This is a genomic window from Bradyrhizobium betae (assembly GCF_004123905.1).
Taxonomy (GTDB): Bacteria; Pseudomonadota; Alphaproteobacteria; order Rhizobiales; family Xanthobacteraceae; genus Bradyrhizobium; species Bradyrhizobium betae_A.
In genome coordinates, this window is the sequence record NZ_MZXW01000041.1 from 307,404 (window position 1) to 320,571 (window position 13,168).

13 protein-coding genes are annotated in these 13,168 nt (G+C 64.7%); 4 read left to right on the forward strand and 9 right to left on the reverse strand.

The genetic code is table 11. From position 1 onward, the window contains the following. Together B5V03_RS30615 and B5V03_RS30620 are read right to left on the reverse strand one after the other, a co-directional pair. Complete coding sequence (locus tag B5V03_RS30615; RefSeq protein WP_129274111.1) at nt 1–762, reverse strand: ABC transporter ATP-binding protein; 762 nt, start codon at nt 760–762, stop codon at nt 1–3. Further along, the gene (locus B5V03_RS30620) at nt 762–1,781 is read right to left on the reverse strand and encodes an ABC transporter substrate-binding protein (protein WP_129274112.1); all 1,020 of its coding nucleotides are present in this window, start codon (nt 1,779–1,781) and stop codon (nt 762–764) included. Before B5V03_RS30620 ends, B5V03_RS30615 begins: the two co-directional genes overlap by 1 nt. A gap of 94 nt (nt 1,782–1,875) precedes the next feature. Here B5V03_RS30620 and B5V03_RS30625 point away from each other — a divergent pair, with 94 nt between their 5' ends. Then, a complete protein-coding gene (locus B5V03_RS30625; protein WP_129274113.1) occupies nt 1,876–2,589 on the forward strand; it encodes a GntR family transcriptional regulator in 714 nt (237 codons plus the stop codon). A 120-nt stretch (nt 2,590–2,709) separates the two neighbouring features. On the opposite strand, the gene B5V03_RS30630 is transcribed toward B5V03_RS30625, so the two are convergent. After that, entirely contained in the window at nt 2,710–4,881 is a 2,172-nt protein-coding gene (locus B5V03_RS30630; RefSeq protein WP_129274114.1) for a HAMP domain-containing methyl-accepting chemotaxis protein, read from the reverse strand. 341 nt (nt 4,882–5,222) lie between these two features. Between B5V03_RS30630 and B5V03_RS30635 the strand changes: the two genes are divergently transcribed. After that, nucleotides 5,223–5,651 (forward strand): response regulator, encoded by a 429-nt coding sequence (locus B5V03_RS30635; RefSeq protein ID WP_129274115.1) that lies wholly within the window; start codon nt 5,223–5,225, stop codon nt 5,649–5,651. Continuing rightward, entirely contained in the window at nt 5,629–9,225 is a 3,597-nt protein-coding gene (locus B5V03_RS30640; RefSeq protein ID WP_129274116.1) for a PAS domain S-box protein, read from the forward strand. Before B5V03_RS30635 ends, B5V03_RS30640 begins: the two co-directional genes overlap by 23 nt. A gap of 183 nt (nt 9,226–9,408) precedes the next feature. Here B5V03_RS30640 and B5V03_RS30645 read toward each other — a convergent pair whose 3' ends face one another. Continuing rightward, nucleotides 9,409–10,044 (reverse strand): response regulator transcription factor, encoded by a 636-nt coding sequence (locus tag B5V03_RS30645; RefSeq protein ID WP_129274117.1) that lies wholly within the window; start codon nt 10,042–10,044, stop codon nt 9,409–9,411. 149 nt (nt 10,045–10,193) lie between these two features. Between B5V03_RS30645 and B5V03_RS30650 the strand changes: the two genes are divergently transcribed. Next, nucleotides 10,194–10,514: a hypothetical protein gene (locus tag B5V03_RS30650; protein ID WP_129274118.1), complete on the forward strand. Its 321-nt coding sequence runs from the start codon at nt 10,194–10,196 to the stop codon at nt 10,512–10,514. 54 nt (nt 10,515–10,568) lie between these two features. On the opposite strand, the gene B5V03_RS30655 is transcribed toward B5V03_RS30650, so the two are convergent. The 5 genes from B5V03_RS30655 to B5V03_RS30675 all read right to left on the reverse strand — a co-directional run. Then, nucleotides 10,569–11,072, reverse strand: a complete 504-nt coding sequence (locus B5V03_RS30655) for a response regulator (RefSeq protein WP_129274119.1) — start codon at nt 11,070–11,072, stop codon at nt 10,569–10,571. Between the two features lie 140 nt (nt 11,073–11,212). Beyond that, on the reverse strand, nt 11,213–11,530 hold the full coding sequence (locus tag B5V03_RS30660; RefSeq protein WP_008565131.1) for a hypothetical protein: 318 nt from the start codon (nt 11,528–11,530) through the stop codon (nt 11,213–11,215). 2 nt (nt 11,531–11,532) lie between these two features. Next, nucleotides 11,533–12,411: a CheR family methyltransferase gene (locus B5V03_RS30665; protein WP_129274120.1), complete on the reverse strand. Its 879-nt coding sequence runs from the start codon at nt 12,409–12,411 to the stop codon at nt 11,533–11,535. A gap of 59 nt (nt 12,412–12,470) precedes the next feature. Continuing rightward, nucleotides 12,471–12,857: a response regulator gene (locus tag B5V03_RS30670; RefSeq protein ID WP_129274121.1), complete on the reverse strand. Its 387-nt coding sequence runs from the start codon at nt 12,855–12,857 to the stop codon at nt 12,471–12,473. A 31-nt stretch (nt 12,858–12,888) separates the two neighbouring features. Beyond that, on the reverse strand, nt 12,889–13,168 hold a 280-nt coding region (locus B5V03_RS30675), incomplete at its 5' end, for a chemotaxis protein CheW (RefSeq protein WP_206736207.1).

A 13,168-nucleotide genomic window follows, 5' to 3' on the forward strand; every position in this document is an offset into this window, starting at 1 on the left:
TCAATGCCCTGTGGCTTCGCCGGCGAACAGGAGATCGTGGATCTCCTTCTCCAACCGGCCGGCGCTACCGTCTTCGTTTGAGACCTTGTCGACGTCGACCACCTCGGCCTTGACGCGGCCGGGATGCGGCGAGAGCAGCAGGATGCGGTTGCCGATGCGGATCGCCTCCGCAATCGAATGGGTCACGAACAGCACGGTGAATTTGGTCTCGCCCCAGAGCTGGAGCAATTCGTCCTGGCAGGTCCGGCGCGTCAGCGCATCGAGCGCGGCGAACGGCTCATCCATCAGCAGGATGTCAGGCTCCATCGCCATGCCGCGCGCGATCGCCACGCGCTGCTTCATGCCGCCCGAGAGCGTATGCGGGTAGGCATCGACCACGCGGGTGAGGCCGACCTTCTCGATATAGGCCCGCGCGCGGGCCTCAGCGTCCTTGCGCGACAGCTTTCGCGCGGTCAGCAGCGGGAACATGACGTTGGCGAGCACGCTCTTCCACGGCAGCAGCTGGTCGAATTCCTGAAAAATCATCATGCGGTCGGCGCCGGGACCGCGGATCTCGCGATCGCCGATGGTCATGCGGCCTTCGCTCGGGCTCATGTAGCCGCCGACCGCCTTGAGCAAAGTCGACTTGCCGCAGCCGGAGGGACCGAGCAGCACGAAGCGATCGGACTTGTCGACCGTAAAGCTCACTCTTTCCGTGGCAGTGACGACGGCGCTGGAGGTCTTGTAGCGCAGCGTCACCCCACTGACATCGAGCAGGGCCATCAGTTGCCCTTCAGGTCGTGCGCGACGGGGAGATAATAGTCCGTCCAGACCTTGGGCTGATTCTTCAGCGTGCCGGTCTTGAACAGATGCGCGGCGAATTTCATAGTGCCCTGCGGCTCGAGATTCCACTCCATCATGCCCGGCTCCTTCAACAGGTCGAGCAACTCCTCCACCGAGGTCTTGTCGCCGGTGATCTCCTTGTAGATCTCGACGGCCTGCTTCGTATCGCTGCGAATCAGATCCTGCGCTTCCTTGGTCGCGTCGCGCACCGCCTGGATAATCTTTGGATTGGCATCGGCGAATTTCGTCGTGGTGAAGAACTGCGCCTGGCTGAGCGGGCCGCCCATCACGTCAGGCGAATTCAGCACGACATGCGCGCCCGGCACGTTCTTCAGTTCCAGGAAGGTGTAGGGCGGGATCGAGAAGTGGTTGTGCACCTCGTGCTTGGGATTGGCGAGCGCCGCATAGGCGTCGGGATGGCCGAGCTGCACGGTATTGGCATCCAGCTTCGACCATTGGTCGGCACCAAACGCCTCGGACGCCGCAATCTGAAGCACGATCGCCTGGGTCGAGATCTTCACCGTCGGCACCGCGATCTTGTCGCTGGGCCCAAAATCCTTGATCGATTTGATGTTGGGATCCCTGCTGATCAGCGTCATCGGCTGCGCCGACGTCGCGACGATGCCCTTCACGCCGCCGCGGGTGCGGTCCCACAGCAGCAGTAGATTGCCGGTGCCGGTGTTGAGGATGTCGACGCCGCCGGCGAGCAGCGCATCGGTCTGCGCGCCGCCGCCGGAGAAGGTGATCCATTTGGTGGTGACGCCCGGGACGCCGAGGCTGGCAGCGTGCTTCTCGATCAGCTTCTGCTTCTCCATGATGTGGCTCGGCATGTAGAAAATGCCGGGCTGGCGCGACAGCGAGATCTCGGATTTCTGCTGCGCCTGCGCGGCGAACGCCGTCATGGCGATCGCGGAGGTCAGGGCGGCGGCCGCCAGCTGGCTACGAAGATGCTTGATCATTGTTGTGTGTTTCCTCCGGCCAGCGTCGAGCTGCGTTGACCCTGCTGATGCACTAATATATTAGTGCATCAAAGGCAAGCCCGCGGGACCCGACATGGAAGCAACCCATACCCCGCCGCGCGCGGCACGACCCGCCACCCGGCTGGACCGCGCCCGCCAAGCCGCGCCGCAGGTGTTCGAGCGACTGCGCAATGCGATCATCGCCCTGGAGCTGCCGCCGGGCGCGCCGCTGTCACGCGCCGAGCTCGCCGGCCAGTTCGGAGTAAGCTCGACGCCGGTGCGCGACGCCCTGATGCGGCTCGAGGAAGAGGGCCTGGTCGACGTCTTTCCGCAGCACGCGACTGTCGTGAGCCGGATCGACATCGGCCGCGCAGAGCAGGCGCATTTCCTGCGACAAGCGCTGGAGCTGGAGATCGTGCGCCTGCTCGCAGGCCACAGCGACGCCGCACTGGTAATCCGCCTCGATCACGCCATTGCGCTGCAACAACAATCTGCCAAGGCCGGTGACTTCGAGGCCTTCATGGCCGGCGACAACGACTTCCACGCCCAGCTCTATAGCGCCGCCGGAAAGCAGGATTTGTGGGCGCTCGTGCGCAGCCGCAGCGGACATATCGACCGGCTGCGCCGGCTGCATTTGCCCTCGCCCGGCAAGGCCCAGAATATCGTACGCCACCACAAGCTGATTACGCGTGCGATCGAGGCCGGAGACGCCGATGCCGCGCAACAGCATCTGCGCAAGCATCTGTCAGGGACGCTCAGCGAACTGGACACGATCCGAAGCCACCATCCCGAGTACCTCACCGACTAGAGCCTTTTTCGGTTCTGATAAATCAGAACCGGGCTCTAGCTTTTTGTTTTGACGCGTTTTCTTGACGCGAACCGGTATCCACTCGCTGGAAAACGCTCTAGGCGCGGCGCCCACCTTGCTCTAAGCGACGTTCCGCCGCTCCGGCCGGGGATAGTGAGGATCGCCGGCCTTGCGCCGATCCGTCGGGCCGCTGCGCAGCTTGACGAAAAAGCTCTGGACTTCGGCGGCGAGGCGCTCGGCTGCCCCCGAGACCTGGTTCGCCGCACTCGTCACGTGGTCGGCCGATCGGTTGGTCTCGTCAATCGCGCCGGAGACCGTGACGATGCTGGAGGCGAGCGTCCGGGTCCCGGAGGCCGCCATCTGGACGTTCTGTGAGATTTCCCGCGTCGCCGCGCCCTGCTCTTCCACTGCACTCGCGATCGCGGCGGTCACCTCGTCGATCCGGCGCATGGCCGCAGAGACCTCCTTGACGGAGGCGACCGCGCTGCCGGTCGAGCTCTGGATCGCCGCGATGTGCTGGCCAATCTCCTGCGTCGCATTGCGGGTCTGGTCGGCCAGTGCCTTCACCTCGGACGCCACCACCGCGAAGCCGCGACCGGCTTCACCGGCCCGCGCCGCCTCGATCGTGGCATTAAGCGCGAGCAGGTTGGTCTGGGCGGCAATTGCCTGGATCAGATCGACGACCGAACTGATGCTCTGGGCGGCGTGCGCGAGACCCTCGATCTCGGCTTCGGAACGCGCGGTCACCTCGCCCGCCGATCGCACGGTCCTGTTCGACAGCTCGATCTGCCGGCTGATCTCGACGATGGAGCTGGCGAGTTCTTCCGACGCCGCCGCGACGGTCTGGACGTTGGTCGCGGTCTGTTCCGAGGCGGATGCCGCGGAGGCGGCCTGGCTCGTCGCATGCTGCGCGATGCCGCCAAGGCTCTCCGCGGTCCGCCGCATCGTGCCCGCGTTCTCTGCGACCAAGGTTAGCAGATCGCCCGAGGTCGCGCGAAACTCCTCGACCGCCCTCTCCACGTTGCGATTGCTCGCCTCGCGCGCCTCGGCTTCGCGCGCGAGAGACGCCGCCGCCTCTTGCTGGGCGATCACATTGTCACGGAATCTGGCCACCGCCTGCGAGACGCCCCCGATCTCGTCGCCACGTTGCGCCGTCCTGAATTCGACACTGGTGTCGCCGGCGGAAAGCCGCGCGGAGTCCGCCACCAGCTCGGCGATCGGGCGCGTGATCGAACGTGCGACCAGGATCGCGATTGCGATTCCGAGCGCGAGCCCCGCGGCGAGCAGGATCCATTGCAGCAGGAGCAACTTCTCGACCTCTTCGGCCACGCTGCGGCCATCTCCGGCGAGCCGCGACTGCTGGTCGCTCTTGAGGCCACCCGAGCGCCGGCCCTCCGCGTCCTTCCGGCCGTCGAGCAGATCGAGGATGCGCGCGGCGCGCGGCGCGGCCTCGGTCGACAGGATGAAGACCGGCGCGTTCCACTGCGGCGTCCGGCGGATCGCAAAGATCCGCTCCGGCAGCGGCGCGAAGGCATCGCTCGCCTGAATGATGGCCTGGTAGGCTGTCTTCTGCGTGCCGGTGAGCAGCTCCTCCTGCGTTTCGACCGATGCAAGCGCGGCGCTGAAGGTCGCGAGCGGCTTTTCGAACTTGTCGCGGTCGGCACCTTCGCCCGAGGCCAGGTAGAGCCGCAATTGCGAGCCCGCTGCGGCGAGATTGCCGCGGACATCGGCAAAGGTCTTGAGCAGGCGCTTGCGCTGCGGCGTCGCCTCAAGCGCCTCCTCCTCGTCGATCATCGCGGTGATCTTCGTGAACATGGTCGCGATCAGCGGCGCGGCCTCCTTCGCCAGCAGGTCGCTCGCCGGATAGGCCGACGGCGTGAAGGCCGCTTTCTCCGCCTTCTCCTGGGCCTGACGGAATTCCGCGATCAGCGCCTTGGCCTCGCGCCAATTGGCCTTGCTCTGCGAACTGGAAAATCCTTCGGCCATGCCGTCAATGGCGGCAGCGGTGCGATTGAGCTCGGCCCAGACCGCGGCTCGGTCGCGCTTGGCCTGCTCATCGCCCGTCAGCAGATAGCCGCGCAAGGTCGCGAGCGTCGAATAGAGATTGCCAACGAGTTCGGTGCTTGCGATTGCAATCGGCGCCCGCCGGTCGACGACAAGCTTGATACGCGCCGAGATGTCCGAGATGACGAAGACGGTGTAGACGACGGTCGCCGCGAGCAACGCGCAGATCAGCGCAAAGCCGCCGAGCAGCCGGGTGCGAATTCCGGTGTTTGCTATCGATTTGAACATCAGGCGTCCCGTGGCTGGTGCTTCGACCGGCTGGACTCGCGGAGGGTGGAAACGCGAGCGATGCAATGGGTAAAATACGAGTGCTGGAACTGCCGGCGATTGTGGTCAGTCGCCTTTAACTCTTGGTGAAATGCATTCACCGTACAACTACGGCGAGAGTTATATGTTCATATGCACGAAAGCGTGCATACACCCCGCCGCCCTCGCCAGGCGCCCGAAAAAGGCAATGACGCCAAACGCAGAGCGCTTGCGGCCCGGACGGAATCCGCGCAACAATTTCACCTTTAATGCTTTGATTTGGGTCGCCGGGAACGTCCCTGCCCGATCCGGAGGTTTTTGACGTGGCCAACATCCTGATCGTGGATGACGACCCGGCCGTGCAGATCACGATCCGGCTGCTCCTGGAGCGCGCCGGTCATCATGTCACCGTCGCCGGTGATGGCCGCAAGGGGCTGGCGCTGTTCGCGGCCAGCCAGTTCGACCTGCTATTCCTCGATATCTTCATGCCCGGCATGGACGGCCTGGAGACCATGCGCCACATCCGGGCGCACCAGCCTGCCATTCCGATCATCGTGATTTCAGGCCGTTCGATCACGCCGGACGCATATGCGGAACCGGATTTCCTGAAGATGGCAACCAAGCTCGGCGCAGTGGCGAGCCTTCAGAAGCCGTTCCGCCCTGAAGTGTTGCTCGCCGCGGTTGATGGCTGCCTGACATCTGCCCAATCATCATTCCTGCCGCAACCCGATGCCGGCTCCGGCAGCCGATGACAGAGCCATGCATGGTGGGCAGTCACATAACAGTCGAGAGCATTCCCGACGCGGCGCGAAGGCCAACATGACCCTCGCAACCCGACTGGCCATTGCAATGATTCTGCTGGTCGCGGTGACTGTGGCCGCAGTCGGTTGGCTGACCTATCGCAACACCACCCAAGCCGTCATTCCGCGGGTCCTGGAACGCGTGGACGCCCAGTCACGGCTGCTGGCTAACCACCTCGAATCCTACGTTGCCGGAGCCCGCGGCGATCTGCTCGGCTATCGCTCCGCGGCAGCCATCAATGGCCTGATCCGCGCCCATATCGGGGGCGGCATCGACGCTCTCGACGGCGTTTCGGAGCAAACCTGGCGCGAGCGCATCGCAGTTCGGCTCGCGGCCGAGATCGACGCCAAGCCCAGCTACGGGCAGTTTCGAATCATCGGCCTTGACGACGACCAGCGCGAGCTGGTCCGCGTCGACCGCTCCGGCCCGAATGGAACGGCACGGATCGTTCCCAATGGCGAGCTGGAGCGCAAGAGCGAGCGAACCTACTTCCAGGCCACGATCCAACTGCCGCCGGGCGAGATCTATGTTTCTCCCATCGAGCTCGCCACCCGCCAGGGCGGGACGACGGATCTTCATAGTCCGACATTGCGGGTCGCGGCGCCTCTGTTCACGCCCGGCGGCAAGCCGTTCGGCATTATCATCGCCAATATCGACATGCGTCCCGCACTCGACCGTGTCCGTTCCACCGCGGGCACAGGGAGCGAAATTTACGTCGTGAATTCGCGCGGTGACTATCTCGTCCATCCCGATCGCGCGCAGGAATTCGGCTCATTGCGGGGCCACCCAACCGACTGGCGCCACGATTTTCCTTTTTTTGCGGCCCGGGCCGGCACGCTGGATGGATCCACGGAACTCACGACCGACCGGTCCGGTAAGCCGAGCGGGGCAGCGATGGCGCCGGCTCTGCTTGCGGGCAAGGAATGGATCGCCATCATCGAGAGCATTCCCCCGCCGGTATTCGGCCGCGTGCCTGCGGCCGTTCAGAAGACGTCCTTGGTCGTCGGCGTGCTTGCCGTCCTCGCCGCAGCCGCGCTCGCGGTGTTGCTGGCGCGCTCATTGACCCGTCCGATTGTACGCCTGACCGCGGCGGTGGAGGCGATCGGCCGCGGGCGTCTCGTCGACATTCCCGTCGATGCCAGCGGCGAGACGGGCGTGCTGGCGCGGGCCTTTGCCCAGATGGTCGAAGAGACACGGGTCAAAACGGCCGCTCTCGAACGCGAGATCGAAGAGCATCGCCGAACCGAGGCCGCGCGAATCCATCATGAGGCACGCGAGCGCCTGTTCAGCGCCGCAGTCGAGTCGTCCGACGATGCGATCGTGATGCAGTCGCTCGATGCCATCATCACCGGATGGAATCCCGCCGCCGAGCGCCTCTACCTCTATTCGGCGGACGAGGCGATCGGGAAGTCCACCTCGATCATCGTCCCGGCCGACCGCCGCGAGCAGGGCAAGGACTATCTGCGGCGGATCGCCCGAGGCGATCCAATCGAACGCTTCGAGACGGTGCGCCTGCGCAAGGACGGCTCGCCGGTCGAGATCTCTCTCAGCCTGTCCCCGATCAAGGGACCGTCAGGCGAGATCGTCGGCGTCTCCGGCTCCGCACGCAGCCTGACCGACGCGCGGCGGGCCGAGCGGGCGCTGCAGCAGCAACTCGAGGAGCGGCGGCAGATCTTCGAGACCTCGCAGGACCTGATCATGGTCATGGACGCGCGAGGCCATATCGTGCAGATCAGTCCGAGCAGCGAGACCATTCTCGGCTACCGGCCGGAGCAGATGGTCGGCCGCAGCGGCGCGGATTTCATTCACCCCGACCATCTCGACCGGTCGCGCGACGAGATGCGCGCGATGCGGCGCGGCGAACACCCCAAGCTCGCCGACACCAGGTGCTTCCACAGCAACGGCCACGAGGTCTGGCTGTCCTGGCTCGGCAACTGGTCCGACCACGCCAAGCGCTTCTTCTTCGTCGGACGCGATATGACCGAGGCCCGGCTCGCGGAAGAATCCTTGCGCGAGAGCGAACAGCTTGCGCGCAACATCGTCGAGACCGCGCTCGACGCCTTCGTCCAGACCGACGAGCACAGCACGATCCTGGCATGGAGTTCACGGGCCGAGGAGCTGTTCGGATGGCGGCGCGACGAAGCGCTGGGCAAGAACTCGGTCGACCTCACCGTCGCCCCGAGCGAGCGCGAACGGGTCAGGGCCGGCCTCGCGCGCTTTCTCGGCTCCGCAGAGGTGCAGACGCTCAATCGGCGCCGCGAGTTGATGGTCTGCCGCAAAGACGGCAAGGAGTTCAAGGCGGAGTTGAGCGTCACGGCACTGAGGCGCCGCGAGGGCATTCTGTTCAACGTGTTCTACCGCGACCTCACCGACAAGATCGCGTCCGAGGAACGCATCCGCCACGCCGAGAAGATGGAGGCGGTCGGCCAGCTCACCGGCGGCGTGGCGCACGATTTCAACAACATCCTCACGGTCATCACAGGAACCATCGAGATCCTGGCCGATGCGGTCGCCAGGGAGCCGGAGCTTGTGGCGATCACCAAGATGATCGACGAGGCCGCCGGGCGCGGCGCCGAACTCACCCAGCATTTGCTCGCGTTCGCGCGCAAACAGCCGCTCCAGCCGCGCGAGATCGACATCAACTCGCTGATCGTCGACACCGCAAAGCTGCTGCGGCCGACATTGGGCGAGCAGATCCAGATCGAATCGGTGTTCGAGGACGAGAACTGCGTTGCGATCGTCGATCCCAACCAGCTCACCACCGCGATCCTCAACCTCGCGCTCAATGCCCGCGACGCCATGCCCGGCGGCGGCAAGCTGATCGTGGAGACGGGTGCGGCCTATCTCGACGAAGCCTATGCCAGCGCCAATGACGTCCCGCCCGGCCATTACGTGCTGATCGCCGTGAGCGATACCGGCACCGGCATTCCCGCCAACATGCTGGCCAGGGTGTTCGATCCCTTCTTCACCTCGAAGGGACCGGGCAAGGGCACCGGCCTCGGGCTCTCCATGATCTACGGCTTCATCAAGCAGTCCGCAGGACACATCAAGATCTACAGCGAGGAAGGCCACGGCACCACGATCAAGATGTACCTGCCGCCCGGCAAGACCGCGACGGCGATCAGCGAGGGCGTGACTCCGACGCCGATCGAAGGCGGCCACGAGACGATCCTGGTGGTCGAGGACGACCGTCTGGTGCGCGACTACGTGCTGGCGCAGCTGCATTCGCTCGGCTACGTCACCTTGCAGGCCGCGAACGCCGCAGAGGCCGTCGCAATCGTCGCCACCGGAAAGCCGTTCGACCTGCTGTTCACCGACGTCATCATGCCCGGCAAGATGAACGGAAGGCAGCTCGCCGACGCGCTGATGAAGACGCGCCCCGATCTCAGGGTGGTCTACACGTCGGGCTATACCGAGAACGCGATCATCCATCACGGCCGGCTGGATTCGGGCGTGCTGTTGCTGGCGAAGCCGTATCGGAAGTCGGACCTGGCGCGGATCATCCGCAAGGCGCTGCAAGCATAGCGCGCCATCTCATGTCCCGGACAAGGCGCAGCATGCCATAAGCGCGTTCACGCGCGTCTTCGACGCGCTATGGCTGCGACGCAGAGCCGGGACCCAGAACTGCTTGGGCTTATTTGGAGAGATGGGCCCCGGCTCAGCGGTGCATCATTTCATGATGCACCGCGTCCGGGGCACGCGACCATTTTACGACGCGCGCTGGGCCGCGGTCATCACGATCCGGATCAGGTCGGCGGCGTTGCGCGCTCCGAGCTTCTTCATGATGTTGGCGCGGTGGTCTTCGATGGTGCGCGGGCTGATGCCGAGGGTGCGGCCGGCTTCCTTGTTGGACGCACCGGAGGCGAACTGCTCGAGCACCTCGCGTTCGCGCCGGGTCAACGGCTCGCGTCCGGGGAAGTGCAGCGAGTTGAATTTCGGCGATGCGCTCTCTGCCTGCCTGCGTGCATAGGCTCCGATCGCCTCGTCGAGGCGGCCGACGATCTCGCTGCCGCGGAACGGCTTCTCGATGAAGTCGAGCGCACCGCTCTTGATCGCGCCCACCGCCATCGCGATGTCGCCCTGTCCGGAGATCATGAAGATCGGAGCCGGATAATCCTCGCCTTGCAGTTCCTTCAGAATGTCGAGGCCCGACTTTCCGGGAATGTTCACGTCGAGCAGGATCGCAGCCGGTGTGCGATTCCGCGCGACGGACAGCAGCGCTGCGCCGTCCGCGAAACAGACCACCTCATAGCCCGCCGCCTTCAACACCATCGACAAGGTGTCGCGAACGGCAGGGTCGTCATCGACCACAAAGATTTCACCACGAGAGGTTTGCTCGGCCATGTGCCACATCCAGTTGGCATTACGGACTCGCGTCCGCGCCAACCTTTATGGCGTTCGGCGCGGATTCGGCCCACCCGTATTTGTACGGGACATGGACTTGACGCACAAGTAGCGGCATGGCGCCTAATTGCAGGGGACGGAGAATATCCATGCTAAATTTCGCCGGTACGCCACCTCACGTCTCGATGCCCGACGCCGATAGCCGTCAGCTGATCGCGCCCGACCTTCGCAGCCTGATCTCGCAAATCGAGACCAGCATGCGCCGGATAGCCATGGATGCAGCCTCGGATGCAGCCTCGGATGCGGCCTTGGATCAAGAACACGGCGGCGATCCGGAAAGTTCCGCCGACGTCTTCATTCTCGACGATGTCACGCCGCGTTATGCCACAGCGAATGCCGCCCTCAACGCCTGTCGGGCGGGCCTTGGCCACGCCCTGCAATGTCTATCGGAATCTGGCAACGCGAGATAGACCGCGACCAGCGCGGCCGACCGTCGGCATCCGGTCGCATGGCAGCTCCGCGCGTCAGGTGCGGTGCCGCTCCACGATCGCGTCGGTGGCGACACCACCCCAAGTGTGGATCGCCGGCAGCCCCATCGCGGTCTTGCCGAGGTTGGCGAGGCTGATGCGCAGGGCCGCCAGATCGAGCGGCTTCGGCAGGCTCTGGAGCTCGATCCCGACCGAGCGGGCGAAGCTGCGGGCGGCGCTGCGGCGCTTGCCGTCCATGCCGCTGATCACGATCACCGCGCCGGCGAATTTCGCCGCCGCCATCTCGCGCAACACGTCGATGCCGTCGCCATCCTCCAGCACCAGATCGAGCGTCACGCAGTCGAAGCGCGCGGCGCGCAGCTTTTCGATCGCTTCCGCCACCGACGGCGCCACGGTGACCTCGTGGCCGGCCTGCTTGGCGGCGACCGTGATCAGGCTGCGCTGCGTGGCGTCGTCGTCGACCACCAGAAGCTGAAGCGCACGCCGCTCGGCGCCGTCGGGCAGGTTTGACGTGACAGGGGAGAGGGAACTTCTGGGCATTACCGTATCCTGAGATTGAGACCGGCAATGGATACACGGGCCGCGCTTAGGCGACGTAAAACCGCTACGGCAAATTCGTTTGGATGTTTCAGCAAATATAAAGCAACGTGGCGGAAAGCGCGGGCTGCGCCACGCGCCGGTCAGGCCGCTTCGTCACGGCCTCCGGCCGCGCCGCGCTTCTTCCTGTTCTTGCCGCGCAGGAACTGGATGTCCATCTCGGCACCGTTGACCCGCACCAGCTCGCAGCGGCGGTAGGCAAGGCCGGTGGACGACAACAGCAGGAAGAACTCCTTCAGGTTCAATCCCTGAATCGAACCTTCCACCGTGAGGATGGCGTCGGTGTCGGAGATGGCGTTGAGCTTGCAGTCGCGGCGCCAGGTGCCATCGATGGCCATGATGCAGACATCATAGCCGCGACTGAACGTGACGCGCTCCGCGCCTTTTCCATCCTCGGCCATGCTTACCGTCCCGCCATCACCGCGACGCGCGGCGCGGCACCGGCGACAGCCGGCCTGGCTGCGGCCGCACGCGGGTCGTTCGGCTTGTAGAGGCCGCGACGCTCCGGAATCGGCCTGAACGTGTCGGTCAACCCGACCACGGTCTCGGCGGCACCCAGCACCAGGAAGCCGTCGGGCTCGATCTGGCGCGCCAGGCGGTTGAAGATGTTGATCTTGGTGTCCTGGTCGAAATAGATCAGCACGTTGCGGCAGAAGATGACGTCGAAGGTGCCGAGCGAGGCGAAATCGTGCAGCAAATTGAGCTGGCGGTGCTGGATCATCGCCCGCAGTTCGGGATTGACCTGCCAGGTCTCGCCAGTCTGCTTGAAATATTTCATCAGCATCTGGATCGGCAGGCCGCGCTGCACTTCGAACTGGCTGTAGATGCCGGCCTTGGCCTTCTCCAGCACCTCCTGCGACAGGTCGGTCGCGATGATCTCGACCCGCCAGCCGGTGAGGGCTGCGCCCATCTCCTTCAGGCTCATCGCCAGCGAATAGGGCTCCTGCCCGGTCGAGCCGGCAGCGCACCAGATCCGCACGCTGCGGCGGCCGGCCCGCGCCTTGATGATCTCAGGCATGATGTGGTCGCGGAAGTGATCGAACGGGACCTTGTCGCGGAAGAAGAAGGTCTCGTTGGTGGTCATGGCTTCGATCACGTTGGTGATCAGCTGTCGCGAGCCGCCCTGAAGCTTCTGCACGAGCTCGCTAATGCCGGAGAGCCCGGCCTTGCGGGCCAGCGGCAGCAGACGGCTTTCGATCAGATATTGCTTGTCTGCGGACAGGTCGAGCCCGGAATTGGCCTTCAGGAACTTGCGCAGATACTCGTACTCGGTCGGGGTCACGGATAGCCTCTCGGAAGCTGCACTGGAACACTCTGGCCAACGCACGCGGCCAGACACACTCAGACCATGGCTTGTCCGACCGGGATCAAGCCAACTTCAGCGAACTTGTCGGCGATGATGTCTTTGTCGAAGGGCTTCATGATGTACTCGTTGGCGCCGCCACTGAGCGCCTGAGCGATATGAGCCACGTTGTTCTCGGTGGTGCAGAACACCACCTTGGGCTGTTCGCCACCGGGCAGCCGGCGCATGTGGCCCATGAACTCGAAACCGTCCATGACCGGCATATTCCAGTCGAGCAGCACCGCATCGGGGAGCTGGCGCTGGCAGATCTCGAGCGCCTTGGATCCGTCCTCGGCCTCGGTGACTTGGAATTCCAGGCCTTCCAGGATCCGGCGCGCGATCTTGCGCACGACGCTGGAATCATCGACCACCAAACAGGTCTTCATTTTGGTTCTCCGGCTTCGATGTTTCGTTGGCTCACGCAGCCATCTGCACTTCAGTCTTGAGCTCGAGGACACGATCGACGTCGAGGACGACCATGAGCTGGCCGTCGAGACGATGGACGCCGCCGGCGAGCTTGGCCATGCGGGGATCGAGGTTGACGGGGTTCTCTTCCATGCCGTCCTCGGAAAGCCGCAGCACCTCGCCGATCTGGTCGATCAAGAGGCCATAGGATTCACCGCGCAAATCGACGCCGACCGCCATCGGGGTCTTGCCGTCCTCGGGCTTGGGCAGGCCGAGCCGGGCGCGCATGTCG

Excerpts from the sequence above, each read along its gene's own strand:
- B5V03_RS30615 (WP_129274111.1), bottom strand. The coding sequence starts at position 762 with ATGGCCCTGCTCGATGTCAGTGGGGTGACGCTGCGCTACAAGACCTCC.
- B5V03_RS30620 (WP_129274112.1), bottom strand. The coding sequence starts at position 1,781 with ATGATCAAGCATCTTCGTAGCCAGCTGGCGGCCGCCGCCCTGACCTCC.
- B5V03_RS30625 (WP_129274113.1), top strand. The coding sequence starts at position 1,876 with ATGGAAGCAACCCATACCCCGCCGCGCGCGGCACGACCCGCCACCCGG.
- B5V03_RS30630 (WP_129274114.1), bottom strand. The coding sequence starts at position 4,881 with ATGTTCAAATCGATAGCAAACACCGGAATTCGCACCCGGCTGCTCGGC.
- B5V03_RS30640 (WP_129274116.1), top strand. The coding sequence starts at position 5,629 with ATGCCGGCTCCGGCAGCCGATGACAGAGCCATGCATGGTGGGCAGTCA.
- B5V03_RS30645 (WP_129274117.1), bottom strand. The coding sequence starts at position 10,044 with ATGGCCGAGCAAACCTCTCGTGGTGAAATCTTTGTGGTCGATGACGAC.
- B5V03_RS30650 (WP_129274118.1), top strand. The coding sequence starts at position 10,194 with ATGCTAAATTTCGCCGGTACGCCACCTCACGTCTCGATGCCCGACGCC.
- B5V03_RS30655 (WP_129274119.1), bottom strand. The coding sequence starts at position 11,072 with ATGCCCAGAAGTTCCCTCTCCCCTGTCACGTCAAACCTGCCCGACGGC.
- B5V03_RS30660 (WP_008565131.1), bottom strand. The coding sequence starts at position 11,530 with ATGGCCGAGGATGGAAAAGGCGCGGAGCGCGTCACGTTCAGTCGCGGC.
- B5V03_RS30670 (WP_129274121.1), bottom strand. The coding sequence starts at position 12,857 with ATGAAGACCTGTTTGGTGGTCGATGATTCCAGCGTCGTGCGCAAGATC.